25 protein-coding genes are annotated in these 25,487 nt (G+C 58.6%); 11 read left to right on the plus strand and 14 right to left on the minus strand.

Annotation, left to right across the window (positions count from 1 at the left end):
- Positions 1-113: 113 nt before the first annotated feature.
- Entirely contained in the window at positions 114-344 is a 231-nt protein-coding gene (locus B9A97_RS13580) for a DUF1674 domain-containing protein (RefSeq protein ID WP_084365881.1), read from the plus strand.
- A 53-nt stretch (positions 345-397) separates the two neighbouring features.
- Positions 398-850, plus strand: a complete 453-nt coding sequence (locus tag B9A97_RS13585; RefSeq protein WP_084365882.1) for a thermonuclease family protein — start codon at positions 398-400, stop codon at positions 848-850.
- Between the two features lie 76 nt (positions 851-926).
- Here B9A97_RS13585 and acs read toward each other — a convergent pair whose 3' ends face one another.
- Positions 927-2,879, minus strand: coding sequence for an acetate--CoA ligase (gene acs, locus B9A97_RS13590; RefSeq protein WP_084365883.1), 1,953 nt, complete (start codon positions 2,877-2,879; stop codon positions 927-929).
- 233 nt (positions 2,880-3,112) lie between these two features.
- On the opposite strand from acs, the gene B9A97_RS13595 reads away from it, so the two are divergent.
- Entirely contained in the window at positions 3,113-3,817 is a 705-nt protein-coding gene (locus B9A97_RS13595) for a DUF1013 domain-containing protein (RefSeq protein ID WP_084365884.1), read from the plus strand.
- 89 nt (positions 3,818-3,906) lie between these two features.
- On the opposite strand, the gene B9A97_RS13600 is transcribed toward B9A97_RS13595, so the two are convergent.
- The 3 genes from B9A97_RS13600 to B9A97_RS13610 form a co-directional block, all read right to left on the minus strand.
- The gene (locus B9A97_RS13600; protein WP_179145281.1) at positions 3,907-4,206 is read right to left on the minus strand and encodes a DUF6966 domain-containing protein; all 300 of its coding nucleotides are present in this window, start codon (positions 4,204-4,206) and stop codon (positions 3,907-3,909) included.
- Positions 4,207-4,321: 115 nt separating this feature from the next.
- Positions 4,322-6,247, minus strand: coding sequence for a propionyl-CoA synthetase (locus tag B9A97_RS13605; protein WP_084365886.1), 1,926 nt, complete (start codon positions 6,245-6,247; stop codon positions 4,322-4,324).
- Positions 6,248-6,376: 129 nt separating this feature from the next.
- Complete coding sequence (locus B9A97_RS13610) at positions 6,377-7,036, minus strand: YggS family pyridoxal phosphate-dependent enzyme (RefSeq protein ID WP_084365956.1); 660 nt, start codon at positions 7,034-7,036, stop codon at positions 6,377-6,379.
- Between the two features lie 204 nt (positions 7,037-7,240).
- On the opposite strand from B9A97_RS13610, the gene leuS reads away from it, so the two are divergent.
- Genes leuS through holA form a run of 3 tightly spaced genes read left to right on the plus strand, consistent with a single transcriptional unit; the run spans position 7,241 to position 11,447 of the window.
- Positions 7,241-9,874, plus strand: coding sequence for a leucine--tRNA ligase (gene leuS, locus B9A97_RS13615; RefSeq protein WP_084365887.1), 2,634 nt, complete (start codon positions 7,241-7,243; stop codon positions 9,872-9,874).
- Positions 9,864-10,385: a hypothetical protein gene (locus tag B9A97_RS13620; RefSeq protein WP_084365888.1), complete on the plus strand. Its 522-nt coding sequence runs from the start codon at positions 9,864-9,866 to the stop codon at positions 10,383-10,385. The genes leuS and B9A97_RS13620 overlap by 11 nt, the downstream gene beginning before the upstream one ends.
- A gap of 12 nt (positions 10,386-10,397) precedes the next feature.
- Positions 10,398-11,447, plus strand: a complete 1,050-nt coding sequence (gene holA, locus B9A97_RS13625) for a DNA polymerase III subunit delta (protein WP_084365889.1) — start codon at positions 10,398-10,400, stop codon at positions 11,445-11,447.
- A gap of 23 nt (positions 11,448-11,470) precedes the next feature.
- On the opposite strand, the gene B9A97_RS13630 is transcribed toward holA, so the two are convergent.
- The 8 genes from B9A97_RS13630 to hemE form a co-directional block, all read right to left on the minus strand.
- Complete coding sequence (locus B9A97_RS13630; RefSeq protein WP_084365890.1) at positions 11,471-12,361, minus strand: ParB/RepB/Spo0J family partition protein; 891 nt, start codon at positions 12,359-12,361, stop codon at positions 11,471-11,473.
- Positions 12,362-12,400: 39 nt separating this feature from the next.
- The gene (locus B9A97_RS13635; RefSeq protein ID WP_084365891.1) at positions 12,401-13,198 is read right to left on the minus strand and encodes a ParA family protein; all 798 of its coding nucleotides are present in this window, start codon (positions 13,196-13,198) and stop codon (positions 12,401-12,403) included.
- Positions 13,195-13,833: a 16S rRNA (guanine(527)-N(7))-methyltransferase RsmG gene (gene rsmG / locus B9A97_RS13640; RefSeq protein WP_084365892.1), complete on the minus strand. Its 639-nt coding sequence runs from the start codon at positions 13,831-13,833 to the stop codon at positions 13,195-13,197. Before rsmG ends, B9A97_RS13635 begins: the two co-directional genes overlap by 4 nt.
- A gap of 25 nt (positions 13,834-13,858) precedes the next feature.
- Positions 13,859-15,730, minus strand: a complete 1,872-nt coding sequence (gene mnmG / locus B9A97_RS13645; protein WP_084365893.1) for a tRNA uridine-5-carboxymethylaminomethyl(34) synthesis enzyme MnmG — start codon at positions 15,728-15,730, stop codon at positions 13,859-13,861.
- 57 nt (positions 15,731-15,787) lie between these two features.
- Complete coding sequence (gene mnmE / locus B9A97_RS13650; protein WP_084365894.1) at positions 15,788-17,110, minus strand: tRNA uridine-5-carboxymethylaminomethyl(34) synthesis GTPase MnmE; 1,323 nt, start codon at positions 17,108-17,110, stop codon at positions 15,788-15,790.
- A 107-nt stretch (positions 17,111-17,217) separates the two neighbouring features.
- Entirely contained in the window at positions 17,218-18,483 is a 1,266-nt protein-coding gene (gene rho / locus B9A97_RS13655; RefSeq protein ID WP_143530452.1) for a transcription termination factor Rho, read from the minus strand.
- Between the two features lie 196 nt (positions 18,484-18,679).
- Positions 18,680-19,225 (minus strand): protoporphyrinogen oxidase HemJ, encoded by a 546-nt coding sequence (hemJ, locus tag B9A97_RS13660; protein WP_084365896.1) that lies wholly within the window; start codon positions 19,223-19,225, stop codon positions 18,680-18,682.
- Positions 19,218-20,255 carry a uroporphyrinogen decarboxylase gene (hemE, locus tag B9A97_RS13665; RefSeq protein ID WP_084365957.1) on the minus strand — a complete coding sequence of 346 codons (1,038 nt, stop codon included), beginning with the start codon at positions 20,253-20,255 and terminating at the stop codon, positions 19,218-19,220. Before hemE ends, hemJ begins: the two co-directional genes overlap by 8 nt.
- A gap of 401 nt (positions 20,256-20,656) precedes the next feature.
- Between hemE and B9A97_RS13670 the strand changes: the two genes are divergently transcribed.
- The 5 genes from B9A97_RS13670 to dnaQ are packed head-to-tail and all read left to right on the plus strand — an operon-like array spanning position 20,657 to position 24,268.
- Positions 20,657-21,478, plus strand: coding sequence for a pyruvate, water dikinase regulatory protein (locus B9A97_RS13670; RefSeq protein ID WP_084365897.1), 822 nt, complete (start codon positions 20,657-20,659; stop codon positions 21,476-21,478).
- Between the two features lie 32 nt (positions 21,479-21,510).
- Positions 21,511-22,104 carry a Maf-like protein gene (locus B9A97_RS13675; protein WP_084365898.1) on the plus strand — a complete coding sequence of 198 codons (594 nt, stop codon included), beginning with the start codon at positions 21,511-21,513 and terminating at the stop codon, positions 22,102-22,104.
- On the plus strand, positions 22,097-22,960 hold the full coding sequence (locus B9A97_RS13680) for a shikimate dehydrogenase (RefSeq protein ID WP_084365899.1): 864 nt from the start codon (positions 22,097-22,099) through the stop codon (positions 22,958-22,960). The genes B9A97_RS13675 and B9A97_RS13680 overlap by 8 nt, the downstream gene beginning before the upstream one ends.
- Entirely contained in the window at positions 22,957-23,562 is a 606-nt protein-coding gene (gene coaE, locus B9A97_RS13685; protein ID WP_084365900.1) for a dephospho-CoA kinase, read from the plus strand. The genes B9A97_RS13680 and coaE overlap by 4 nt, the downstream gene beginning before the upstream one ends.
- Before the next feature lie 4 nt (positions 23,563-23,566).
- The gene (gene dnaQ / locus B9A97_RS13690) at positions 23,567-24,268 is read left to right on the plus strand and encodes a DNA polymerase III subunit epsilon (protein WP_084365901.1); all 702 of its coding nucleotides are present in this window, start codon (positions 23,567-23,569) and stop codon (positions 24,266-24,268) included.
- 56 nt (positions 24,269-24,324) lie between these two features.
- Here the strand turns inward: dnaQ and secB are convergent, their stop codons facing one another.
- Entirely contained in the window at positions 24,325-24,807 is a 483-nt protein-coding gene (gene secB / locus B9A97_RS13695; RefSeq protein ID WP_084365902.1) for a protein-export chaperone SecB, read from the minus strand.
- 108 nt (positions 24,808-24,915) lie between these two features.
- The gene (locus B9A97_RS13700; RefSeq protein ID WP_084365903.1) at positions 24,916-25,404 is read right to left on the minus strand and encodes an FxsA family protein; all 489 of its coding nucleotides are present in this window, start codon (positions 25,402-25,404) and stop codon (positions 24,916-24,918) included.
- Positions 25,405-25,487: the final 83 nt, after the last annotated feature.

The following is a 25,487-nucleotide window of genomic DNA, read 5'->3' on the forward strand; positions in this document are numbered from 1 at the left end:
ATATCTCTCCGTCAGAGGGTGCAATTTCCGCGACCAAGGTTTAAATCCCGGTCTGGCTGCCCTATGATTTAAAAAGCAGACAGCCTGTTTTCAATGATCAGCGGAATGAATCCATGAGCTCGGAGCAGAATGAAGGCCTCAACGCCACCGATATCGCCAATGACAACATCGTTGGCGCGCCGCGGGCGCTGAGCCCGGCCGCAAAGCGTGCGCTGGCCGAGGCCGAGGAGCGTCGTCGCCAGGCCCAGGAAGTCGAGCCTGCCCCCGAAGTGGGAGGCCGCGGCGGCAAGGATCCTGCCCGCTTTGGCGACTGGGAAATCAAGGGCCGCGCGATCGATTTCTGACACCAGAACAAATTCCTATTGTTCTTTCGTGATTGACGGAATATATTCCTTATATGTTCGCTCGATCACTCGCCGCTATCGCCATATTCGCCTTGGTGCCGCTGACGGCAGCCGCCGCGGAGGCCGCGTCTCGGCATATCGCCGGCCCGGTTGCGGCCGATCTCATCAGGGTCATCGACGGCGACACCTTGCTGGTTTCCGCCGCGCCCTGGCCCGATCACCGCGTGACCACCTATGTCCGGCTGCGCGGGATCGATGCGCCGGAACTCAAATCCAAGTGTCCCTCCATTCGCCGTGCCGCGGCTGAGGCGCAGGAGGCCCTGGAAGCTATGGTGGGTGACGGCTCGTCCTTGCTGCTGGAGGATATATCCGGCGACAAATATTACGGCCGGGTGCTGGCGCGCGTGGTTCTAGCCGATGGTACCGACCCGGCAGACGCTTTGCTCGCGGAGGGGCTGGTCGATCCGTATGCGGGCGGCAGGAAGGCGAAACACACCTGCAACTGACGCAAAGCCCGAGCATAAAAAAACCTCCCGCCGGCTAAGCGACGGGAGGCTTTCAACGGCATATTTCAGCCTGATGTCACGCCGCCTTGTTCTGGCGGTTGGCAATGAGGTCCTCGACCACGGCCGGATCCGCCAGCGTGGAGGTATCGCCCAGTGCTCCAAAATCGTCCTCGGCGATCTTGCGCAGGATGCGGCGCATGATCTTGCCGGAGCGGGTCTTGGGCAGGCCTGGCGCAAACTGGATCTTGTCCGGGCTTGCGATCGGGCCGATCTCATTGCGTACATGCTTGACGAGCTGCTGACGCAATTCGTCCGTGCCTTCATGACCCGACATCAGGGTGACATAGCAATAGATTCCCTGGCCCTTGATGTTGTGCGGATAGCCGACAACAGCGGCTTCCGACACAAGCTCGTGCGACACCAGCGCCGATTCGACTTCCGCGGTGCCGAGTCGATGGCCTGACACGTTAAGCACGTCATCCACGCGACCGGTGATCCAGTAGTAGCCATCCTCATCCCGACGGCAGCCGTCACCGGTGAAATATTTCCCCTTATAGGTGGAGAAATAGGTCTGGATGAAGCGCTCGTGATCGCCATAGACGGTGCGCATCTGGCCGGGCCAGCTGTCGGTAATGCAGAGATTGCCGTCGGCAGGCCCATCGAGCACATTGCCCTCGTTATCGACGAGCTCTGGCTTGACGCCGAAGAAGGGTCGCGTGGCCGAGCCAGGCTTGAGGTCGGTTGCGCCCGGAAGCGGCGTGATCAGGATGCCGCCGGTTTCCGTCTGCCACCAGGTATCGACGATCGGGCAGCGCTTGTCGCCGACCACATTGTAATACCATTCCCAGGCTTCCGGGTTGATCGGCTCGCCGACCGAGCCGAGGAGACGCAGGCTTGACCGGGCCGAGCGGGTGACGAATTCGTCCCCGGCGCCCATCAGCGCGCGAATGGCCGTCGGCGCGGTATAGAAGACGTTGACATTGTGCTTGTCGATTACTTCCCAGAAGCGTCCCTGATCCGGGAAATTCGGCACGCCCTCGAACATCAGCGTGGTAGCGCAATTCGCGAGCGGGCCATAGACGATGTAGGAATGGCCGGTGACCCAGCCGACATCGGCCGTGCACCAGTAGATCTCGCCATCCTTGTAGTCGAACACATATTCATGGGTCATCGACGCATAGACGAGATAGCCGCCCGTGGTATGCAGCACGCCCTTCGGCTTGCCGGTGGAGCCCGAGGTGTAGAGGATGAACAGCGGATCTTCCGCTCTCATCTTCACCGGCTCGCAATGGCCCTTCACGCTGGCGATTTCCTGGTGATACCAGAGGTCGCGGCCGGGCGCCCAGTTGGTCTTGCCGCCGGTGCGGCGCACCACCAGCACGTTGTTGACCGTCACATACTGGCGCGCGGCGATGTGGATAGCCTTGTCGGTGTTTTCCTTGAGCGGCACCGGCTTGCCGCCGCGCAGGCCCTCGTCGCAGGTGATGACGAAGGTAGACTGGCAGTCGACGATGCGCCCGGCAAGTGCCTCCGGCGAGAAGCCGCCAAAGACCACCGAATGCACCGCGCCGATGCGGGCGCAAGCGAGCATGGCATAGGCCGCTTCCGGAATCATCGGCATGTAGATGGTGACGCGGTCACCCTTCTTGACGCCGTGCTTCTTCAGCACGTTGGCCAGGCGACAAACCTGATCATAGAGCTGGTTATAGGTGATCTTCTTGTCGATATAGGGGTTGTCGCCTTCCCAGATGATGGCGGTGCGCTCGCCATGGGTCTTCAGGTGACGGTCGATGCAATTGTAGGAGACATTGGTCAGGCCGTCTTCAAACCACTTGATCGAGACCTTGCCCTTGAAGGACGTGTTCTTGACCTTGGTATAGGGTTTGAACCAGTCGATGCGCTTGCCATGCTTATCCCAGAACCTTTCGGGATCCTCGACGCTCTCCTTGTACCACTTCTGGTACTTTTCATTATCGATCAAAGCGCGGGTCTTCGCCGATTTCAATACGGGATAGGTTTTGGCCGACATGATCTCCTCCTCATGTTGTGGCGCTGCTACTCCATCGAGCGTGGTGTCTACGCCCGGTCGTCGGCGCATTCTTAGCAGGTCACGCGCGTGCAGCAATTAGACAAAGGTCATTTCGAACTTGCCGAATTGCAATTGCAAGCCTTTGCCGCTATAAGGCCTCATATTTCCCGGAAATTGTGGTATTACCCCACGTCCCGCGGCCTCCGGCGCGGACAGAGAAGGACTGTAACTTCATGGCACAAACACTGCTCATGCCGAAGGCGACGGCCGTCTGGCTGGTAGACAACACGGCACTGTCGTTCGATCAGATTGCCAATTTCTGCAAGCTGCATCCGCTCGAGGTCAAGGCCATCGCGGACGGCGAAGCAGCACAGGGCATCAAGGGCCTGGACCCGATTTCGACCGGACAGTTGTCGCGTGACGAAATCCGCCGTGCCGAGAGCGATCCGAACCACAAGCTGAAGCTGTCGGAGCCGAAAGTCCGCGTGCCCGATTCGAAACGCCGCGGTCCGCGCTACACGCCGGTTTCCAAGCGCCAGGATCGTCCGAACGCCATTCTCTGGCTGGTGCGCAACCATCCCGAACTGAAGGACGCCCAGATCTCGCGCCTCGTCGGCACGACCAAGACGACGATCGAGCAGATCCGCGAGCGTACCCATTGGAACTCCACCAACCTCGCACCAATGGACCCGGTCACGCTCGGCCTCTGCAGCCAGATCGATCTCGATCTCGAAGTGGAAAAGGCCTCCAAGGGCCGTCCGCTGCCGACAGCTGCGGAACTGGGCGCGACCTTGCAGTCTGCGACCGAGACCGAACAGCGAGGTTTCAGCTATCGCCAGGACGACGAGGAAAAGGAAATCGACGCCAATGCGGTGTTCGCAAAGCTGAAATCCCTAAAGTCGGATCGCAACGACGACGAGGACGACGATCGCTACTGATCCCTCATTTTTACTGCAGACAGAATGTGGCCCGGTGCGACGACGCCCGGGCCTTTTCTTTGAGCCGCTTTGCTTCTCTTAAAGCCGGCTCACGGCTGGTCGCGTCGCAACTCCTCAGCAAGCGAATAGCTGCGGGTTATGAAGGCCTGGAGCTCTTCATTTTCCCTTGAGAAGATGCGGCCATCGCGCTGCAGAACGAGATCGCTGAGCGAGCCCATGCCGCCAAAGAGCCCAAAGAAGCGAACCACGCCATAGTAGTCCGACTGTTCCACCAGATCAGCGCATCTGGCGATCTCCTGCGCCCAGCTCGGCGCGCCATGAGTGCGCAGATGCGCCTCAAGGTCTCGAAGGGCCCGAGCAAATGCAGCGATATCAGGATGCAGTGCCATCAACGCAGCATAGGGCATCGAACCGAGCTGGGAAACACCTCGGCCCAATGCGCCTGGCGTTAGCATGCATCCACGGCGCGATGCAGGGAAGCAACGCCGCAGATCGCGATATGTTCTATGACGCCAGCGGGATCTGCGCCATGCCGTTGCGCTGCAGCACGGCGGTGATCTCGTCCAGGATCGCCGGATCGTCGATTGTTGCAGGCATTTTCCAGGGCAGTCCGTCGGCGATTTTTTGCATCGTGCCGCGCAGGATCTTGCCCGAGCGCGTTTTCGGCAGCCGCTCCACCACCATCACGGTCTTGAAGGCCGCGACAGGACCGATCTCATCTCGGACCAACTGCACGATTTCCCGCTGGATCGCGGAGGTTTCCCGTGAAACATTTCGCTTGAGCACGAGGAAGCCGCAGGGAACCTGGCCCTTCAAATCATCGGCTATGCCGATCACTGCGCATTCCGCGACGTCCGGATGCATGGCGCAGACCTCTTCCATTGCACCCGTCGACAGGCGATGGCCGGCGCAATTGATGATATCATCGGTGCGGGCCATCACGAAGACATAGCTTTCGTCATCGATCATCCCGGCATCGGCGGTCTTGTAGTAGCCGGGGAACTCTTCCAGGCAGGACGCACGGAAGCGCTCATCGGCATTCCAGAAGCTGACCAGACAACCGGGTGGCAAGGGAAGCTTGACCACGATGTTCCCGAGTGTACCAGGTCCGACAGGATGGCCGGCATCATCGACCACCTCGATCTGGTAGCCCGGCATGGCAACGGCGGGCGAGCCATACTTGATCGGCAACAGCCCGAGGCCTGCTGGATTGGCCGCCATCGGCCAGCCCGTTTCCGTCTGCCACCAGTGGTCGATCACTGGAACCTGGAGCTGCATTTCGGCCCATTTGATGGTTTCGGGATCGGCCCGTTCACCGGCCAGGAAGAGAGCGCGCAAGCCGGAGAGATCATATTTGCGGAAGAACTCGCCATCCGGATCATCGCGCTTGATCGCGCGAAACGCTGTCGGGGCGGTGAACAGCACCTTCACATCATGTTCCGACACGACCCGCCAGAAAGTGCCGGCATCCGGTGTCCCCACAGGCTTGCCTTCGAACAGGACGGTCGCATTGCCGGCGAGCAGGGGGCCATAGACGATGTAGGAATGGCCCACCACCCAGCCGATATCCGAGGCAGCCCAGAAAACTTCACCCGGCTTCACACCATAAATGTTTCGCATCGACCAGGAGAGCGCCACCATGTGACCGCCATTGTCGCGCACCACACCCTTGGGCTGGCCTGTCGTGCCCGATGTGTAGAGGACATAGAGCGGATCGGTGGCCAGAACCGGCGTGCACGGCACGTCATTGCCCAGAAGCTTCTCAGCCTCGATCGCCTGGCCGAAATCGACGTCGCCATGCTCGTAGCGTAGCGGAGCATGCAGTTCGTCCCGCTGCAGCACGAAGCAATAGTCCGGCTTGACGCGCGCGAGATCCACCGCATGATCGAGCATAGGCTTGTAGGGAACGACGCGGCCGGGTTCCAGTCCGCAGCTGGCGCTGATAACGGCCTTGGCACTACAGTCATCGATGCGCGTGGCCAATTCATGGGCGGCAAACCCGCCGAACACCACGGAATGCACGGCGCCAAGCCGCGCGCAGGCCAGCATCGAGAACACAGCTTCGGGCACCATCGGCATGTAGATGACCACCCGGTCGCCACGGCCGATTCCGTGATTGCGCAAAACAGCGGCAATCGCCTTCACCTCGGCCAGCAACTCGTCGAAACTATAACGCCGTTTGAGGCCGGTCATCGGGCTATCATAGATCAGGGCCGTATCGGCACCGCGACCGGCGAGAACGTGGCGGTCGACACAGTTGTGACAGGTGTTGGTTTCGGCTCCACTGAACCAGCGGCCGTAGGTACCCTGTTCGCCGTCGAATATGGAGGTCGCCGGCTTGAACCAATCAATCGCGTCCGCTGCAGTCTTCCAGAAGGCCTCCGGGTCGTTCTGCCAGGCCTTGAATGTGTCCAGATAGCTCATCGTCATAACATCCTCCCCGAGCCCATGCTCCAACCACGGCTCGTGAAGAGAGGTTACGGACGCACGGGCTTCATGGGAAGCCAGACGAAAGCGGTAGTGAGGCTTGTCTTTTGATAATTCCGATCCGGCCCGCCGTCAGCGCGTGCCGAAGATCGCCGAGCCGACCCGTACGCTGGTCGCGCCCATGGCGATGGCCGATTCGAAGTCTCCGGACATGCCCATCGAAAGCCTGGGCACACCATTCTCCCTGGCCAGCTTGGCAAGCAGGGCAAAATGCGGACCGGGATATTCGTCGGCCGGAGGGATGCACATCAGACCCTCGATCGACAGCGACAGTTCCTCACGGCAGAGCTTCAAAAAGGACCCGACATCATCAGGCGCAACGCCCGCCTTCTGCGGTTCCAGACCGGTATTGACCTGAACATAGAGCCTCACCGACCGACCCTGCCGCCGCATTTCGTCAGCCAGGGTGCGGGCGATTTTCTCGCGATCAACCGTTTCGATAACATCGAACAGCGCCACAGCGTCGGCCGCCTTGTTCGACTGCAGCGGGCCGATGAGATGAAGCTCGATCCCTGAAGTCTCGGCCTTCAGCTCCGGCCACTTGCCTTGCGCTTCCTGCACGCGGTTTTCGCCAAAGATCCGCTGCCCACAGGCGATCACCGGCCGGATGGCATCGGCTTCAAACGTCTTGGAAACGGCGACAAGGGAAACCGAATCCGGCTCACGACCGGACTGACGGACCGCCCTCGATATCCGTTCCCGCACCTCGTTCAAGCGTTGCTCGACTGTCATATCCATGCCCTCGCTGCAAATCACCGCATCCTATGTGCGACACCCTACGCTGCAGGGCAAGCCGCGGATCGCAGGGCAAGGTTCTGCCACGCCTATGGCGCAAGCTTTTCGGGGCACAGGGCGGGGAAAACTTGACGATAGGACTGTTTCATGGTGAAGGTCACCACCAAATTTCCCCTTTCAGTACCGGAATTTTAAAGTCCCATGAGCACCGAACGCTACAATCCGCGCGACGCAGAACCCCGCTGGCAGGCGAAGTGGGCAGAGGCACGCGTTTTCGAAACCGACAACGCGGATATGTCCAGGCAGAAATATTACGTGCTCGAGATGTTCCCCTATCCATCGGGACGCATCCATATGGGGCACGTGCGCAACTATGCCATGGGCGACGTCGTGGCGCGCTATAAGCGCGCACGCGGCTTCAACGTGCTGCACCCCATGGGCTGGGACGCATTCGGCATGCCCGCGGAAAATGCCGCCATGCAGAACAAGGTCCATCCCAAGGACTGGACCTATGAGAATATCGCCACCATGCGTGGTCAGTTGAAGTCCATGGGCTTGTCGCTGGATTGGTCGCGCGAATTCGCGACCTGTGATGTCGAATATTACCAGCGCCAGCAGCATCTGTTCCTGGACATGATGGAAAAGGGACTGGTCTATCGCAAGCAGTCCAAGGTCAATTGGGATCCGGTCGACCAGACCGTACTGGCCAACGAGCAGGTGATCGACGGCCGCGGCTGGCGCTCCGGTGCGCTGGTCGAGCAGCGCGAATTGACCCAATGGTTCTTCAAGATCACCGACTTCGCTCAGGACCTGCTGGAAGCGCTGGATACGCTCGACCAGTGGCCCGAAAAAGTACGCCTGATGCAGAAGAACTGGATCGGCCGATCGGAAGGCCTGACCCTGCGTTGGGAGATTGTTCCGGCATCGGCGCCGGAGGGTTTCACGGACCTGACCGTCTACACCACCCGGCCGGACACGCTCTTTGGCGCGTCCTTCATGGCGATTGCCGCGGATCATCCCCTGGCCAAGGCGGTTGCTGAAAACAATGCCGACCTCGCAGCATTCTGCGATGAGTGCCGTCGCCAAGGCACATCCCTTGCCGCTCTGGAGACTGCCGAGAAACGCGGTATGGATACCGGCATCAGAGTGAAACATCCCTTCGATCCCGCGTGGGAACTGCCAGTCTACATCGCCAATTTCGTGCTGATGGATTACGGCACCGGAGCCATCTTCGGCTGCCCTTCCGGAGACCAGCGAGACCTGGACTTCGCCCGCAAATATCAGTTGCCTGTGGTTCCCGTCGTCATGCCTGCCGATGCCCACGCAGCGAGTTTTGCGATCGGCGATGTGGCCTATGATGGCGACGGCGTGATGATCAATTCGCGGTTCCTCGACGGCATGACCCCCGCCGAGGCGTTTGAGACGGTAACCGAGAAGCTGGCTGCGACATTGCTGCACGGCCGGCCACAGGCAGAGCGCAAGGTGAACTTCCGACTGCGCGACTGGGGCGTCTCCCGCCAGCGCTATTGGGGCTGCCCGATCCCGGTGATCCACTGCGAGGACTGCGGCGTCGTGCCGGTGCCGAAGCAGGATCTGCCGGTCAAGCTGCCGGATGACGTGAGCTTCGATGTTCCGGGCAATCCGCTCGACCGGCATCCGACTTGGCGTCACGTGAACTGCCCTGTCTGCGCCAAGCCTGCCCGGCGGGAAACCGACACGATGGATACCTTCGTCGATTCGAGCTGGTACTTCGCCCGCTTTACCGCGCCATGGCAGAACGAACCGACCGATCCCAAGGTTGCCGACCACTGGCTGCCGGTCGATCAGTATATCGGCGGCATCGAGCATGCGATCCTGCACCTGCTTTACTCGCGTTTCTTCACCCGTGCGATGCGTGAAACCGGACATGTCAGCCTGTCAGAACCGTTCCGCGGTCTCTTCACCCAGGGCATGGTGGTTCATGAGACCTATCGTCTGGGCGAAGGCGCCAACGGCCAATGGGTAACGCCGGCCGAGATCAGGATCGAAGAGATCAATGGCGTGCGGCGCGCCCGCATGATCGCCTCTGGCGAGGACGTCGCCATCGGCTCGATCGAGAAGATGTCGAAGTCGAAGAAGAACGTTGTCGATCCCGACGACATCATCGCCTCCTACGGAGCCGACACCGCCCGCTTCTTCGTTCTCTCCGATTCTCCCCCGGAAAGAGACGTCATCTGGTCCGAATCAGGCGTTGAGGGTGCGCATCGCTTCGTGCAGCGCGTCTGGCGCCTGGTTTCCGAAGCCGCACCAGCCTTGCGAGCAGTTGCTGCGAATCCGGCTAAGGATGGCGAAGCTCTGGCGATCTCGCAGATTGCGCACAAGACGCTGATGGCTGTGCAGGGGGATTTCGACAAGCTCGCCTTCAACAAGGCTGTGGCGCGCATCTACGAACTTGTGAACGCCCTGGCGGCTCCGCTGACCCGTGTTGCCGGTGGCGAAGGGGACGCGACCTACACCGCCGCGGTGCGCAATGCCGCGGAGATCCTGGTGCAGCTCATCGCGCCCATGACGCCGCATCTGGCGGAGGAATGCTGGGCCGTGCTTGGCAATGCCGGCATGGTCTCGACCTCCACCTGGCCGGTATTTGATCCTGATCTGGTGGCCGAAAACGAGATTGTGCTGCCGGTCCAGATCAACGGCAAGAAGCGTGCTGAATTGACAATCGCCCGTGATGCGGACCAAGATGCCGTACGCGAGGCGGTGCTGGCCCTGGATGCGGTAGCGGCCGCGCTGCAGGGCCAGGCGCCAAAGAAGATTATTGTGGTGCCGCAAAGGATTGTGAACATTGTTGTTTGATTTCGCTCGCCTGCGGCTAAGCAAATTGGTTCTCGGTTCCACGCTCCTGGCGGTCAGCCTGGCAACTGGCTGCCAGGTTCGTCCGCTTTATGAGACGGGTGGGAATGCCGGAAAGGCGCTGCCTGCGATCGGCTTTGCTGATGCGACGGATCGCGTCACGCAGGAACTGCGTAATCGCCTGATCTTCCTGACCTCAGGCGGCGCAGGCGAGCCCCAGAACCCGGAATACAGTGTTCAGCTGAACGTGTCGTCCAGTGCGTCAGAGGTCTTGGGTGACAAAGATACCAATGTCATGAAGACGGGCAACCTGACCATGTCAGCAAGCTATTCGCTGAGCCGGATGTCCGATGGCACCATCCTGAAGGTGGGTAAGCGGACCGTATCGGTATTCGTCTATTATCCAATCCAGGAATTCGCCAAGATGCGCGCTGTGCGGGACGCGGAAGACAGAGCGGCCGGAGAGATCGCGGAACTGGTTCGGGCTGATCTGGCGGCTGTCCTGGGCCGCTGATACCGACATCAGATGACCGAGATAAAGTCCCACGAATTCGATCAGTTCCGTCAACGATCTCGTGGGCAATATCGCCTGTTTGTGTTTTATGGGCCTGATCAGGGTTTGATCAGCGAAAGAGCCGCGGCTATTGCCAGCAACACAGGCGTTGCCCTTGACGATCCCTTCTCTCTGGTTCGGCTTGATGCGTCTGACATCCAGAGCGATCCTGGGCGTCTGGCTGATGAGGTCAACTCGGTCGGCTTGTTCGGTGGCGAGAAGCTGATCTGGATAAAGGGGGCAGGGGCCGATAAGCGCCTTGCCGACGCGCTCGAACATATTTCGGCAACGGAACAACATGAAAGCTATGTGATTATTGAGGCCGGCGACCTAAAAAAGGGGGCTGCCTTACGCAAGATCGGCGAAACATCGCGCAATATCGCGATCGTGGCCTGCTATAGTGATGACGCTCGATCCCTCAACGCCTTGATAGACGCCGAACTTTCCGAAGCCGGGCTGGCGATTTCCCCCGCCGCACGGGCCCTCTTGATCGATTCCTTGGGCGGCGACCGGATTGCATCCCGAAACGAGATCCGCAAGCTGGCGCTCTATTGCCGGGGAATGCCCTCAATTGAGCGCGAGCATGTGGTCGACATCGTCGGTGACGCCAGTGCCATCTCTGTTGATGAAGCGGTCGACGCTGTCATGAGCGGCAAACCCGATGACCTGCTGCATGCGATGCAGAAAATCGCATCGTCCAAGACATCAGTGTTTCTCGTTCTGCAGAATTGCATGCGGCAGTTCCAGCAGCTTGAAGCGATGGCGGCGGAGATGCAGTTGAAAAAGCTCCAGCCGTCACAAGTGATGCAGACGCTTGGCCGGGGCATTCATTTCCGCCGTAAACCCGTCCTTGAAAATGCGCTAAGGACTTGGCCGCCGTCAGAACTGGCGCGCGAGGCCCGCCGTTTGCAGGCGACTATCCTGCAAACACGACAGAGGCAGGCACTGGAAGACACGATTGCCTTGCAGAGCCTGCTGTCAACGACGTTGCACGCTGCACGGTTTAATAGAAGAGCCGGCTAATCATTTTTGCCTGGGAGTTGAGCTTATCGGGCAGCCTCTAGCAGGCGGCAGATTTCCTCAAGTTGCTCCAGAGTCTTGTAAGCAATCCTCAACTGGCCACCAGCACCCTTGTGATTGATCGTCACGGAAAGGCCAAGACGGTCACTCAGGCTACGCTCCAATGCCAGCGTATCGGAATCCTTCATGCTGGCAGCGCTGGCAGCATCTGGAGCAGGTGCATTCTGAGCCTTGATGTCATTCTGCGCCAGGCGCTCTGCATCCCGCACAGACATGCCTTTGGACGTAATGACCCGTGCGAGCGCGACAGGATCCGAAGTCGGTACCAGTGCCCGAGCATGACCGGCGGACAGGCTGCCATCGGCCAGCATGTTCCGCACCTGATCGGGCAGCTTCAACAGTCTCAGGCTGTTTGCCACATGGCTTCTGCTCTTGCCGATAATCTCGCCGAGATCATTCTGCGTGTAGCCATGTTCAGCAATCAGCTGTTCATAGCCAAGAGCTTCTTCCAGCGGATTGAGATCTGCGCGCTGGACGTTTTCGACGATTGCGAGTTCTAGGGCTGTCCTGTCATCAACATCACGGACAATGACGGGAATTTCCACGAGACCGGCGAGCTGAGCCGCCCGCCACCGACGTTCGCCGGCAATGATTTCGAACCGATCACGATCACGCGTGCGGACGACCACCGGCTGCACGATGCCATGCTGGCGGATCGATCCGGCCAGTTCCTGCAACACGGCTTCATCAAAATAGCGGCGCGGGTTCTTCGGATTGCGCGAAACGAACTCGATCGGCACCATGCGATCAGCGCTGACCGTTGAACGGCCTTCTCCGACCGGCGCCGGCTGGTCCATTTCACCGATCAATGCAGCCAGGCCACGCCCAAGCCGACGTTTGGAGATGTCGTCATTCATACCGCAATACCTTCACATTCCCGGCGTCTTAGATCCAAATCAGGCGGCAGCTTTTCGCTGGCGCTCTCGCTGGATGACCTCGGAAGCCAGCTGCAAATAGGCCTGGCTGCCCGCACATTTCAGGTCATAAAGAATAGCCGGCTTACCATAAGATGGTGCCTCGGAAACTCGGACGTTACGCGGAATCAAGGTGTGATAGACCTTTTCACCCAGATGCGTGCGAACATCGTTGACAACCTGTTGCGCCAAGTTGTTGCGGGCATCGAACATCGTCAGAACAATACCCTGGATATCCAGCGAGGGATTCACGCTGCGGCGCACCTGATTGATCGTCTCAAGCAACTGGCTGAGACCTTCCAGCGCAAAGAATTCGCACTGCAAAGGAACTAGCACCGAATGCGCCGCGGCCATGGCATTCATCGTCAGAAGATTGAACGACGGCGGGCAATCCAGGAGGACATAGTTGTAGGACCGCGCATCGTCGGCAGACAGAGCCGTCTTCAGGCGAAACACCCGATCGGCCTGCTGGGCGATTTCCATCTCGAGCCCCAGGAGATCCAAGGTAGAAGGGATAATCGCCAGGTTGGGCACTGCGGTCTGCAAAGCGGCTTCCGCAACCGTGTTTGCTCCGACAAGGATGTCGTAGGACGACAATTTCCGCTCACGCCGACCGATCCCAAGGCCCGTGCTGGCATTCCCCTGCGGATCCAGGTCAATGATCAAAACCCGTTCACCGATCGCGGCAAGTGCCGTCGCAAGATTGATGGCGGTCGTGGTCTTGCCAACGCCACCCTTCTGGTTCGCGATGGTAATGATGCGGTTTTTTTCGCTCGTCATGCGGCACCTGAACTCAGTTGAGGCTTCGGGGCGATATCGGTGATCTCCAGAATGACGGAGTCAGGCTCGATCGCACTGGAATGTTTTATCATGTCGAATTGCCAGCGACCACGCGCTTTATCGACTTCGGCCTGATAATCCCGGCCTTTGTGGAAATAGGTTCTTATCTGGGGATTGCGCTGCACCCATGGAAGGGCAAATTCCAGGAGCATGTCGAGCTCCGCCAAGGCCCTGGCAGAAATTGCGTCACAAACGTCGATTCGGGCAGGAGCGTCTTCGATACGGCACGCATGGACCGTGCCGCGAGCCCCTGTCTCAAGAAGTACTTGCCGGAGAAAACCAGCCTTCTTGTGATTGCTTTCTACAAGATGAACCCAGCCATCTCCCAGCTCCGCCAGGAGAATTGCGGTAATGATGCCAGGAAACCCGCCGCCGCTACCAAGATCAATCCATTGTTTCGGATACGGTAGGAGATTGAAAATCTGAATACTGTCCGCCAAATGGCGCTGTTGAAAATCTTTCTTGGTGGATGACGCCACCAGATTCATGGTCGCTGACCACTTTTCGAACAGTCGCTGAAAGATCTCGAGCCGCTGGCGGGTTTCACGTGAAACATCCACGCCAGCAACCTTCAAGGGTATATTTGACTCTGACAACGCTCTAGCTCGCTTTCCGCTCGAAATCACCGCGGCGCAGCACGCCTATAAGCAAGGAGATGGCCGCCGGTGTCATACCATCGACCCGGCTTGCTTGAGCGATTGTAGAGGGTCGCGCGGCAGTGAGTTTCTGCTTTAGCTCGTTCGACAATCCTGGCAAGCCTAGGAAATCGAAATCCACCGGAATACCGCGCTGCTCTTCGCGCTTTGTGGCGTCGATATCCGCCTGTTGCCGATCCAGATAGGTCGCGTAGGCACAGTGAGTGGATAGAGCAGACGCAATTTTGGGCGACCAGCCCTCCAATTCAGGCCAGATCTGTCCCAGCTTGTTCAAGTCGATATCTGGAAAGCTGAGCAGTTCCGACGCAGACCTTCGGCGTCCGTCCTGATTCAATTTTAGACCATGAGCCGTGGCTTCATTCGGTGTCAACGACAGTTCCTGAAGCTTCTGTAGGCCTCCACGAAATGATGAATCAAATTCTACAAAGCGAGACGCACGATCGGGGCCAACGCATCCCCACTCGATGCCTTTCGCTGTCAGGCGCAAATCGGCATTGTCAGCTCGTAAGGACAAACGGAACTCCGCCCTCGAGGTAAACATGCGATAGGGCTCTGTTATCCCCCTTGTTGTCAGATCGTCGATCATGACCCCGATATAAGAATCAGCGCGGCTGAAATGCACTCCACGACGTTTCTGTGCGCGCAGCGCAGCGTTTAGTCCAGCCACGAGACCTTGCGCGGCCGCCTCTTCGTAACCGGTCGTTCCATTAATTTGGCCTGCCAGATAAAGACCTTTCACGGTCTTCAGCTCTAACGACGGCTGCAACTCTCGGGGGTCGACATGATCATACTCGATGGCGTAGCCCGTCTGAATAATCCGAACAGCTTCGAGACCAGGAATAGTCCGAATAAACGCTTCCTGGACGTCTTCAGGCAAAGATGTGGAGATGCCGTTGGGATACACCGTCGTGTCATCAAGGCCCTCCGGCTCCAGAAAGATCTGATGGCCGTCGCGCTCACCAAAACGGGTGATCTTGTCTTCAATCGATGGGCAATATCGCGGCCCCACACCCTCGATCTGGCCGGAATACATCGCCGAGCGATGAATATTGTCGCTGATGATCCTGTGGGTTGCCGCCGTCGTTCGCGTAACGCCACAATCGATCTGACGATTCACGATTTTGTCGGTCATGAATGAAAATGGTATCGGATCCGAATCGGCCTTCTGCATCTCAAGCGCCGCCCAGTCGATGGTGGTTCCGTCCAAACGCGCGGGCGTGCCAGTCTTGAGGCGCCCGAGGCGCAGATCGAATGACGCCAGAGTGGCGCTCAGACCAACGGAAGGCGCTTCTCCAATGCGTCCCGCAGGAATTTTCCGATCGCCAATATGAATAAGACCGCGCAAGAACGTGCCGGTCGTCAGAACCACGGCATCGGACTTGATCGTCCGCCCATCCGCCAACACGACACCATGCACGGTACGTCCTTCGTTGAGGAGATCGACAACGTCCCCCTCCATGATGTCCAGTCCAGGTAGATTGAACAAAGCAGCCTGTACCGCTTCACGATACAGACGGCGGTCCGCCTGCGTACGAGGACCCCAAACGGCTGGACCCTTCTTCCGGTTCAACATGCGGAACTGGATACCCGCCTGGTCGGCGCACACACCCATTACACCGTCGAGTGCATCGATCTCGCGGACCAGATGACCCTTTCCAAGGCCGCCAATAGCCGGATTGCATGACATGACACCAATTTTTTCCTTCTGATGGGTAATCAGAAGCGTCTTCACACCCATGCGTGCGGCAACAGCCGCTGCTTCAGTACCGGCATGGCCGCCGCCGATCACGATGACATCATATTTCGGGTCCGTCATGATTTAATCCTAGCTCTGGCGAGCCCCACTGGGTCGCCGGTGCATGTTTCACGTGAATCACTTGCCGATACAGAAGGATGAAAAGATAACACCGAGTACTTCCTCGGTGTCTATGCGGCCTGAAATACGCCCAAGCGCATCGGCAGCCTGGCGGAGATCCTCCGCCAAAAATTCTGTCTCGCGAATACTCCAATCATCAGCCGTCCGCAAGGCGAAAATGGCATTCTTGATATGGTTCACGTGTCTCAACCGGCTCGGAACAACCTGCGTCAAGCCATGCGTTCGGGCTTCGATATGACGGATAATTTCATTTCGCAACTCATCGATACCGGCGCCGGTCTCCGTCGAAATCACTAAATCATACTTCCCCGCATAAACGTCGGGGTTCAGATCGAGTTTGGTCCCAACACTGACGATCGGGATACCATCCGGTAAATCGGGGCCCGTGTGGTCAGTCGCCTGTAGATCACATAGCAAGAGGATTAGATCTGCTTCCGATATCTTAACACGGGCCCTATCGATGCCCATCCGTTCCACCTTATCAGTGGCTTCCCGTAGACCGGCCGTATCGTAAAGACGAACCAAGTAGCCGGAGAGGTTCAGGTCCGCATGAAGAACGTCCCGGGTAGTGCCAGCTATATCGGTAACGATGGCTACATCGTTACCCGCTAAGGCGTTCATAAGGCTCGATTTTCCGGCGTTCGGAGCGCCAACAATCACCGCCTTGAAACCATCACGAATGATTTCTCCGGCGCCCTCAAGCCGGATATGCTCCTGCATCTCCTCACGCAAGGCCGCTACATCGCGGATGACGCTTTGAGCAAGGCTACCGGGCACGTCTTCCTCATCGGCAAAATCAAGCTCTGCTTCCAGCATCGCACGAGCATGCAAGATGCGCTGCCGCCAGGATGCATAGAGTTTCGATTGCGTACCGGAACTTCCTGATATGGCTAGGCGTCGTTGCATCTCCGTTTCGGCGGCCAGCAGATCGCCAAGACCTTCCACCTCGGCCAGATCAAGCTTGCCACGCTGAAATGCGCGGCGAGAAAACTCGCCTGCCTCCGCCGTACGGCAACCAGATGCCTCAAGTTCGGCATAGACTGCCGAAAGCACGGCTCGGCTACCATGCAAATGGAGTTCCACGCAGTCTTCACCGGTAAACGAGTTGGGCCCAGGGAAGACCAACACAAGCGCTTGGTCCAATAGGTTACCGTCACGGTTTCGAATCGATCGCAGTGACGCGATGCGTGCGTCTGGTAGTTTGCCGGCGAGTTTCTCACAGGCAGCAAAAGCCGCTGATCCACTGATACGGACCACGGCGACACCGGCCGGCAGTGGGCCGCTGGAAAGCGCGAAGATGGTATCTGAGAAGCTGGCCATAATGAACTTTCCAAACGCTCTGCCACGCTGCAAAGCCAGTTAGTCTCAAAACGCACAACGCCGGAGCGTTAGCCCCGGCGCCGAAGACAAGCAATATGCTGCCTCGATCAGGTATTCATCGAATCGAAGAAGTCACCATTGTTTTTCGTCTGCTTCAGCTTATCCATCAGGAACTCGATCGCATCCGTGGTACCCATCGGAGCAAGAATGCGCCGAAGCACGAAGATCTTTTGCAGGTCCTGGCGCGGTACCAACAGGTCTTCCTTACGCGTACCGGATTTCAGGATATCCATGGCCGGGAAGATGCGCTTATCGGCGACCTTGCGGTCGAGCACGATTTCCGAGTTGCCGGTGCCCTTGAATTCTTCGAAAATGACTTCGTCCATACGGCTGCCTGTATCGATCAGGGCCGTCGCGATGATCGTCAGCGAGCCGCCTTCCTCGATGTTACGGGCCGCACCGAAGAAGCGCTTCGGGCGCTGCAAGGCGTTGGCATCAACACCACCGGTTAGAACCTTGCCGGATGACGGCACGACGGTGTTGTAGGCGCGGCCGAGGCGTGTGATGGAGTCAAGCAGGATGACGACATCCCGGCCATGCTCCACGAGCCGCTTTGCCTTTTCGATCACGATTTCAGCGACCTGGACGTGGCGCACCGCTGGTTCGTCGAAGGTGGAGGATACCACCTCACCGCGCACCGAACGCTGCATATCCGTCACTTCTTCCGGGCGCTCATCGATCAGAAGCACGATCAGGTAACATTCCGGGTGATTGGCCGTAATGGAATGGGCAATGTTCTGCAGCAGCACGGTTTTACCGGTGCGCGGCGGCGCGACGATCAGCCCGCGCTGGCCCTTACCGAGCGGCGCCACCAGATCAATCACGCGTGCCGACAGATCCTTGGATGTGGGAACGTCGAGCTCCATCTTGAACCGCTCGTTCGGGTAGAGCGGCGTCAGGTTGTCGAAGTGAACCTTGTGACGGATCTTCTCCGGATCCTCGAAATTGATGGTGTTGACCTTGAGCAAGGCGAAATAGCGCTCGCCTTCCTTGGGGCTGCGGATCGGCCCTTCAACCGTGTCGCCGGTTTTCAGCGAGAAGCGACGGATCTGTGAGGGCGAGATATAGATATCATCAGGGCCGGGAAGATAGTTTGCATTGGCCGAGCGCAGGAAGCCGAAGCCATCCTGAAGAACTTCAACAACACCCTCCCCGATGATCTCAACATCCTGGCTGGCCAGCATCTTGAGGATCGCAAACATCAGTTCCTGCTTGCGCATGGTGCTGGCGTTTTCGACTTCAAGCGATTCGGCAAATGTCAGGAGATCGGTCGGGGATTTGCTTTTGAGTTCTTGTAGCTTCATTTCTGCCATGAAGAAGGACCACGTATTATTTGTGAGGGGGAAGGCGTGCCGTTGGACTTCGCTACGGTCGGAGAAGAGACCGCAAATGACAGAACGCTACGCAAGCCTGAAAGATAGGATTTGCGGAAAATAGCGATTCACCCCGCCACCTGCAAGGGAAAAGGGAAAACAACGCAAAATTATACAAATTAAAGGCAGATGCCTATCAAAAAGGCTTCACGATGACCATGATAACGATCAGGATCATCAAGACCGTCGGAACCTCGTTGATCACACGCCAGTGCCGGGCGCTGCGCTCGCGTCGGTCTGCGGCAAACTCCCTGATGGCTTTTCCGTAATATTCGTGAACCCCTGTCAGGCCAACCACGGCAGCCAGCTTCACATGGAGCCAGCCGCCCATAAAGCCAAAGCCCTCCCAGGCAAGGTACAGACCAAAGACCCAGGTCACCGCCATCGCCGGCCGCATGATCAAGCGGAACAGGCGTTGCTCCATCACCTTGAAGGTTTCCGACTGGTTCGTACCGGGCTCACTGTCGAAATGATAGATGAACAGCCTGGGCATGTAGAGCATGCCTGCCATCCAGGAAATCACCGCAATCACATGCAGTGCCTTGGCCCAGAGGTAGAGATCGGCCGGCTCAAGAACGAAGATCGCAAGCGCCACGAGCAGGAAAACGACGAGGGCTGACACAGCGCGCCAGGCCGCCTTGGCGCCAGCCCGTTTTCCGCTCTCGAGCTCCCGGTCAGCCATGGGAGGTCCCGCGCACCCGCTTCACAAGCGCCGTCACGTGCTCCGGGTCCGCCTGGGGTGTGATGCCATGGCCGAGATTGAAGATCAGCGGTCCCTGGCCCAAAGCATTCATAATGCGGTCAATGCCCTCATCAAGCGCGGCGCCACCGGCAACGACCCGCATGGGATCGAGATTGCCCTGAACCGGTCCGTCCTTCTGCAATTCGGCGGCAAAACCCAACGGCACCGACCAATCTAGCCCGATCGCATCAGCACCGGTGCCCTGGCGGTAATCCTTGAGCAGATAGCCCGCACCCTTGGCAAAGGCGATGATCCGCGCCTGCGGCCGCCTGCTGCGCACCGAGGCAATCATCCGCTGAACCGGAGCAACGCAATAGCGCGCAAATTCCTCCTCACCCAGCACACCCGCCCAGGAATCGAAGATCTGCACCGCATCGGCGCCGGCATCGATCTGCTCCACGAGATAGTCAGCGGAAATTTCGGCAAGGATTGCCAGCAAGCGATCAAAGGCTTCGGGATAGCGATAGGCGAAAAGACGCGCTGGCGCCTGGTCTGGCGTCCCGTGCCCCGCAATCATATAGGTCGCAACCGTCCAAGGCGCCCCACAAAAGCCGAGCAGGGTGGTTCCCCCTGGCAATTCCTGGCGCAAGCGCCGCACGGTCTCGAACACCGGCTGGAGATGCGAAAGAACATTTTCCCGCGTCAAGTTTGCTATCCCCTCCGCATCGATTGGGGTCATCTGCGGTCCGTGTCCCTCAGTGAAGGTCACGTTCCTTCCAAGGGCATCGGGGATCACAAGGATATCGGAGAACAGGATGGCTGCATCGAAGCCATAGCGGCGGATTGGCTGGAGTGTCACCTCGACCGCGAATTCCGGGGTATAACAGAGATCGAGAAAACTCCCGGCCTTTGCCCTCACCTCACGATATTCAGGCAGATACCGTCCGGCTTGCCGCATCAGCCAGATGGGAGGCGGTGTCAGTGTCTTGCCGTTCAACACATCCATGATTCGCCGATGATGTTCGGTCACTCTGGCCATCCCTAAAAAATCTAAAATGATCTTAGATCTTCTTCTATTTCTAAGAGTCACTGACTATCAAGGATTAAACCCTGTCCACAATGCAAAGGGCAAACCGGGCACTGCTGCAAAACATCGACGCGGATACATCGGGACTTTCATAAAATCGCGCAAATATCCAAATCGAATTTCTGAATCAATGATTTAGGCGATAAACGGTTATAGAGCGGCCTGTGGATCACCTGTGTATGGGAGTCGGCATGCTCAGGTTATCCACATTGCACTCCCGAGGCCAGAAACCAGTCCCTGAGATCCGGCATTGTGGATAAAACGGCAGTTTTCCCCTTGCCTGCCAAGGCGCGCTGCGGATACCGCTTGTTCTCCCGGTTTATCAACAAGGGTCGGTTTATATCGTGGAGAACAAAAAACACTTCTTCCATCTCCATCTGATTTCTGACTCAACCGGCGAGACTCTGATCTCGGCGGGTCGTGCCGCTGCCGCCCAGTTCCAACAAAGTCACGCGATCGAGCATGTCTATCCGCTGATCCGAAGCCGCAAGCAGCTCACCCCCGTTCTTGAGGCCATCGACAGGGAGCCAGGCATTGTTCTCTACACCATCGTGGATGCCGATCTGTCGGCAAGGCTGGAGGACGGATGCCGGAGTATTGGGGTTCCCATCGTCAATGTGCTGGAGCCTGTTCTAGCGAAATTCCAGACCTATCTCGGCGCGCCTTCTCGCGGACGTGTGGGTGCCCAGCACGCCCTGAACGCGGAATACTTCGCGCGCATCGAAGCCCTGAATTTTACCATGGATCATGACGATGGGCAGATGCCGGACGATTACGACGAGGCGGATGTGGTGATCATCGGCATTAGCCGGACGTCAAAAACGCCGACGAGCATCTATCTCGCCAATCGAGGGATCAGGACCGCTAACATTCCGATCGTCAGCGGGGTGCCTCTACCCGAGAGCCTGTTCCGTGCCACCCGACCGTTGATCGTCGGATTGATCGCGACATCCGACCGGATTTCGCAAGTGCGCGGCAACAGGGAACTCGGGGTGACCGCGGGTTACGACCGAGAACACTATATCGATCGCGCCTCCATCGCCGAGGAACTGAAATATGCCCGGGCTCTTTGCGCGCGCAACAACTGGCCGATCATCGACGTCACCCGTCGGTCGATCGAGGAAACAGCGGCCGCTATCGTTGCCCTCCGGCCGAAGCTGCGATAAGCGGCGGGAAAAATGTGGATGGAGGATCCCCGATGAGTAGACTGGTGCTGGCCTCGGCAAGCCAGGCCCGACGCATGTTGCTGGCCAATGCGGGTCTTGAATTCGACTACGAGCCGGCAACGATCGATGAGCGGGCGATCGAACAGGGTATGGAGGTCGGCGCGACCCCCGTCGATGTGGCGTTGGAACTGGCTCGCAGAAAAGCACTGGATGTTGCCGGGCGCAATACCGGCGCGCTGGTGATCGGCTGCGACCAGACGATGTCGCTTGGTGCCGAGATCTTTCACAAGGCAGCAGATCTGGATGCGGCCCGTCGGCAACTTCTGCAACTCTCAGGAAAGACGCACCGGTTGAACAGCGCGGTGGTGCTGGCAAAAGACGATAAGGTTGTTTGGGAGCATGTGAGCGTCGCCGACATGGAGTGTCGCGTGTTCGACGCTGGCTTCATCGACCGCTATCTGGAACGGGCAGGTGGATCAGTCCTGGCGAGTGTCGGAGGCTATCAGTTGGAGGGGCTCGGCATTCAGCTCTTCTCCCGGATCACCGGGGACTATTTCACCATCCTCGGTTTGCCACTCTTGCCGCTGCTGGCGGAACTGCGTCGCATGGGAGAAATCGATGCGTGATTCACGTGAAACATTGGTTAAGAAAGCCTTTGTTGTCGGCTATCCAATTGCCCATTCCCGATCTCCGCTGCTGCACAATCACTGGCTCCGCGTGTTCGGGATCGACGGCTCCTATGACCGGATCGAGATCTCGCCATCAGAGTTCCCGCAATTCGTGGCAAGGCTCAAGTCGGGTGAGGCGGGTCTGATCGGAGGCAATGTCACTATTCCACATAAGGAACTCGCTTTCCAACTGGCTGACCGTCCTGACGAACTGTCTGAGGAGCTTGGGGCGGCCAACACCTTATGGTTCGAAGACAGCGCTTTGCGGGCGACGAATACCGACGGCTACGGCTTCGTCAGCAATCTCGACCAGCGTCATCCCAGGTGGGACAAGACAGACCGAGCCGTTGTCTTTGGCGCCGGCGGGGCAAGCCGCTCGATCCTACTGGCGCTGCGTGATCGCGGCTTCCGCGAAATCCATGTCGTCAATCGCACCCTTGATCGCGCCCGTGAACTCGCTGACCGCTTCGGCTCAACCATCCATGCCCATCCGCTGGAGGCCTTGAGCGAGGTGATGCAGGACGCGGGCCTGTTCGTGAACACGACGTCAGTCGGCATGGAGGGCAAGCAGGCCGCGATCGATATAGATTTCAGCCGGCTATCATCAGGGGCGGTGGTGACAGATATCATCTATGTCCCACTGGAAACCCCGATTCTTGTTCAGGCGCGCCGCCAGGGTTTTGCGACTGTCGATGGCTTGGGCATGCTGCTCCACCAGGCGGTGCCAGGCTTTGAAAAATGGTTTGGCGTACGGCCTGATGTGACGGAGGAGCTGCGGCAACTCGTCATTGCCGACATGGGGCAGGGCGCATGATCGTCGTTGGTCTCACCGGATCGATCGGCATGGGAAAATCGACGACCGCGTCGTTTTTCGTGGAGCGCGGGATACCGGTCAACGATGCAGACAAAGTGGTCCATGAGCTCTACAACAGCGAAGCCGTGCCCGCCATGTCGGCCCGGTTTCCCGAGGCGATCCGAGACGGCGTCGTTAATCGGGATCTGCTGTCGCAGACTCTGGCTAAGAATCCGGCTAAGTTTAAGGAGCTGGAAGCCATCATTCATCCCCTCGTTCGTGCGCGGGAGCGTCGTTTCCTGGAAGACCAGAAAGACGCCGGCGCCGATATAGTGGTCTTAGATATACCGCTGCTGTTCGAGACGGGCGGTGAAGATCGGGTTGACGTGATCGTCGTGGCGAGCTGCGCTCCGGAGATTCAGCGGGCGCGAGTGCTTGACCGGCCGGGCATGACACCAGAGAAGTTCCAGATGATCCTGTCGCGCCAGGTGCCTGATTCGGTGAAGCGGGAACGAGCCCACTATATCGTGGACACGGGTCTCGGCTATGACGAGGCGAGACGACAGGTCGACGAGATCATTGCCGCCATCAGGGCGGCGGCAACAGACGGAACGGGGAAGTAAAAAGATGCGCGAGATCGTCTTCGATACGGAAACCACGGGGCTCGAATTCAAGGCCGACCGCGTCATCGAAATCGGCGGCATCGAACTGCTCAATCAGTTCCCAACGGGTCGAAGCTTCCATGTCTACATTAATCCGGGCGACCGACAGATCCATCCCGATGCGCTGGCCGTGCATGGCATCACCGAGGAATTCCTGAAAGACAAGCCATTGTTCGCCGACATCGTCGATGATCTCGAGACCTTTTTCGAAGGTGCCCGTTGGGTCGCTCATAACGCGACCTTCGACATGAGTTTCATCAATGCCGAGTTTGCGCGGCTTGGCAAACCGCCCGTCCCGTCGGACCGGGTCATCGATACGCTGGCGCTTGCCCGTCGCAAACATCCCATGGGGCCGAACTCCCTGGATGCGCTTTGCCGACGCTACGGGATCGACAACTCCCACCGCACCAAGCACGGTGCACTTCTCGACTCCGAACTCCTCGCCGAAGTCTATATCGAGATGCTGGGTGGCCGGCAGGCGACATTCGGACTTAGCCAGACGGCAGGACCGAAGACGTCCGCGCGCGCGGACGAAGATGTCGTCGAGATTGCACTGGAAAGACCGCGTCCCTTGACGCCCCGGGTCAGCGCGGTGGAGACCGAAGGCCATCAGGCCCTGATCAAACGCCTGGGCGAAAAGGCGATCTGGAGCCGCTACTCCGCCTAAACGAAAATGCCCGGCGCGAGGCCGGGCATCATCATGATCAGCCGTAAAGCCAATCCTTAGTTCGGAACAGCCTGGACCTTGGCGCGCGCCTGATCTTCGGCGACGCGCTGGGCAAACATCTGCGCAAAGTCGATCGGGTCGATCATCAGCGGCGGGAAGCCGCCATTGCGCGTGGCATCGGCGATGATCTGGCGCGCGAAGGGGAAAAGCAGCCGCGGGCACTCGATGAAGAGGATCGGCAGCATGTGCTCCTGCGGGAAGCCCGAAATGCGGAAAACGCCGCCGTAAACGAGTTCAGCTGCAAACACTACCTTGTCGCCGTCCTTGGCTTCGGCACTCAGCGTCAGCACCACGTCGAAATCGTTTTCCGACAGTGGGTTGGCGTTGACATTGACATTGATGTTGATGGCAGGCGCCTTGTCACGGGACTGAAGGCTGCGCGGCGCGCCGGGATTCTCAAAGGAGAGATCCTTGATGTATTGTGCCAGAATGTTGAGGGACGGCGATGCTGTTCCCTGGGTGCTGTTGTCTTGGGCCATGGGGCTTCCTCGAGGCTTTTTTCGCTGAGGCCATCTAACATTTCAACCGATGGCTTACAACCCTCGCACTCCCGAGCGCCATGACGCCGTCAGCGTGCAGAACAACGGCTACACCCGCTCATTGCCGTTATTGTCGCGGCTACTTTGGTAATCCTCAGGCTCCAGGTCGATCACCTTGCCCTGGGACCGGGTCGGTTCCGATGGCTGTTCGGGACCGGTTGAAAATCCGCCGCGCTCAGTTCGCACGACAACAATGCGTGGTCGAACCAGCGACCAGACGAAATCGCGAACCGGGGGCAAAAACAGCAGAAGGCCTAGGATATCGGTGAGAAACCCGGGAATGATCAGCAGGATTGCAGCAACGACGATCAAGGCGGCATGCACCAGCGGTCGGCTGGCGTCACGGCCCGCGCGGCTTTCCGCGGCGAGCTTGCGCAGCGTCTCGGCACCCTGCATGCGCAATAGGACGATGCCCAGAAAGACCCCTGCGACCGTCAGCAACAGGACCGGCAGCACGCCGATGAGCCGTCCCACCAGCACGAAGCCGGCAATCTCAGCCAGAGGCAGAAGAAGGAAGGACAACAGCACAAGGCGCATGCATGAATTCTCCGCTGGGATCGCATTATCCGGCAGCCCGGTCTGCCTGATCACTCTATCCATGACCGATCTCTACAAAGAAT

This window comes from Rhizobium sp. RU36D (assembly GCF_900176345.1).
GTDB lineage: Bacteria > Pseudomonadota > Alphaproteobacteria > Rhizobiales > Rhizobiaceae > Allorhizobium.

Coding starts and splice junctions, on each gene's coding strand:
- B9A97_RS13580 (WP_084365881.1), top strand. CDS start 114: ATGAGCTCGGAGCAGAATGAAGGCCTCAACGCCACCGATATCGCCAAT.
- B9A97_RS13585 (WP_084365882.1), top strand. CDS start 398: ATGTTCGCTCGATCACTCGCCGCTATCGCCATATTCGCCTTGGTGCCG.
- acs (WP_084365883.1), bottom strand. CDS start 2,879: ATGTCGGCCAAAACCTATCCCGTATTGAAATCGGCGAAGACCCGCGCT.
- B9A97_RS13595 (WP_084365884.1), top strand. CDS start 3,113: ATGGCACAAACACTGCTCATGCCGAAGGCGACGGCCGTCTGGCTGGTA.
- B9A97_RS13600 (WP_179145281.1), bottom strand. CDS start 4,206: ATGGCACTGCATCCTGATATCGCTGCATTTGCTCGGGCCCTTCGAGAC.
- B9A97_RS13605 (WP_084365886.1), bottom strand. CDS start 6,247: ATGACGATGAGCTATCTGGACACATTCAAGGCCTGGCAGAACGACCCG.
- B9A97_RS13610 (WP_084365956.1), bottom strand. CDS start 7,036: ATGACAGTCGAGCAACGCTTGAACGAGGTGCGGGAACGGATATCGAGG.
- leuS (WP_084365887.1), top strand. CDS start 7,241: ATGAGCACCGAACGCTACAATCCGCGCGACGCAGAACCCCGCTGGCAG.
- holA (WP_084365889.1), top strand. CDS start 10,398: ATGACCGAGATAAAGTCCCACGAATTCGATCAGTTCCGTCAACGATCT.
- B9A97_RS13630 (WP_084365890.1), bottom strand. CDS start 12,361: ATGAATGACGACATCTCCAAACGTCGGCTTGGGCGTGGCCTGGCTGCA.
- B9A97_RS13635 (WP_084365891.1), bottom strand. CDS start 13,198: ATGACGAGCGAAAAAAACCGCATCATTACCATCGCGAACCAGAAGGGT.
- mnmG (WP_084365893.1), bottom strand. CDS start 15,730: ATGACGGACCCGAAATATGATGTCATCGTGATCGGCGGCGGCCATGCC.
- mnmE (WP_084365894.1), bottom strand. CDS start 17,110: ATGGCCAGCTTCTCAGATACCATCTTCGCGCTTTCCAGCGGCCCACTG.
- rho (WP_143530452.1), bottom strand. CDS start 18,483: ATGGCAGAAATGAAGCTACAAGAACTCAAAAGCAAATCCCCGACCGAT.
- hemJ (WP_084365896.1), bottom strand. CDS start 19,225: ATGGCTGACCGGGAGCTCGAGAGCGGAAAACGGGCTGGCGCCAAGGCG.
- B9A97_RS13675 (WP_084365898.1), top strand. CDS start 21,511: ATGAGTAGACTGGTGCTGGCCTCGGCAAGCCAGGCCCGACGCATGTTG.
- B9A97_RS13680 (WP_084365899.1), top strand. CDS start 22,097: ATGCGTGATTCACGTGAAACATTGGTTAAGAAAGCCTTTGTTGTCGGC.
- coaE (WP_084365900.1), top strand. CDS start 22,957: ATGATCGTCGTTGGTCTCACCGGATCGATCGGCATGGGAAAATCGACG.
- dnaQ (WP_084365901.1), top strand. CDS start 23,567: ATGCGCGAGATCGTCTTCGATACGGAAACCACGGGGCTCGAATTCAAG.
- secB (WP_084365902.1), bottom strand. CDS start 24,807: ATGGCCCAAGACAACAGCACCCAGGGAACAGCATCGCCGTCCCTCAAC.
- B9A97_RS13700 (WP_084365903.1), bottom strand. CDS start 25,404: ATGCGCCTTGTGCTGTTGTCCTTCCTTCTTCTGCCTCTGGCTGAGATT.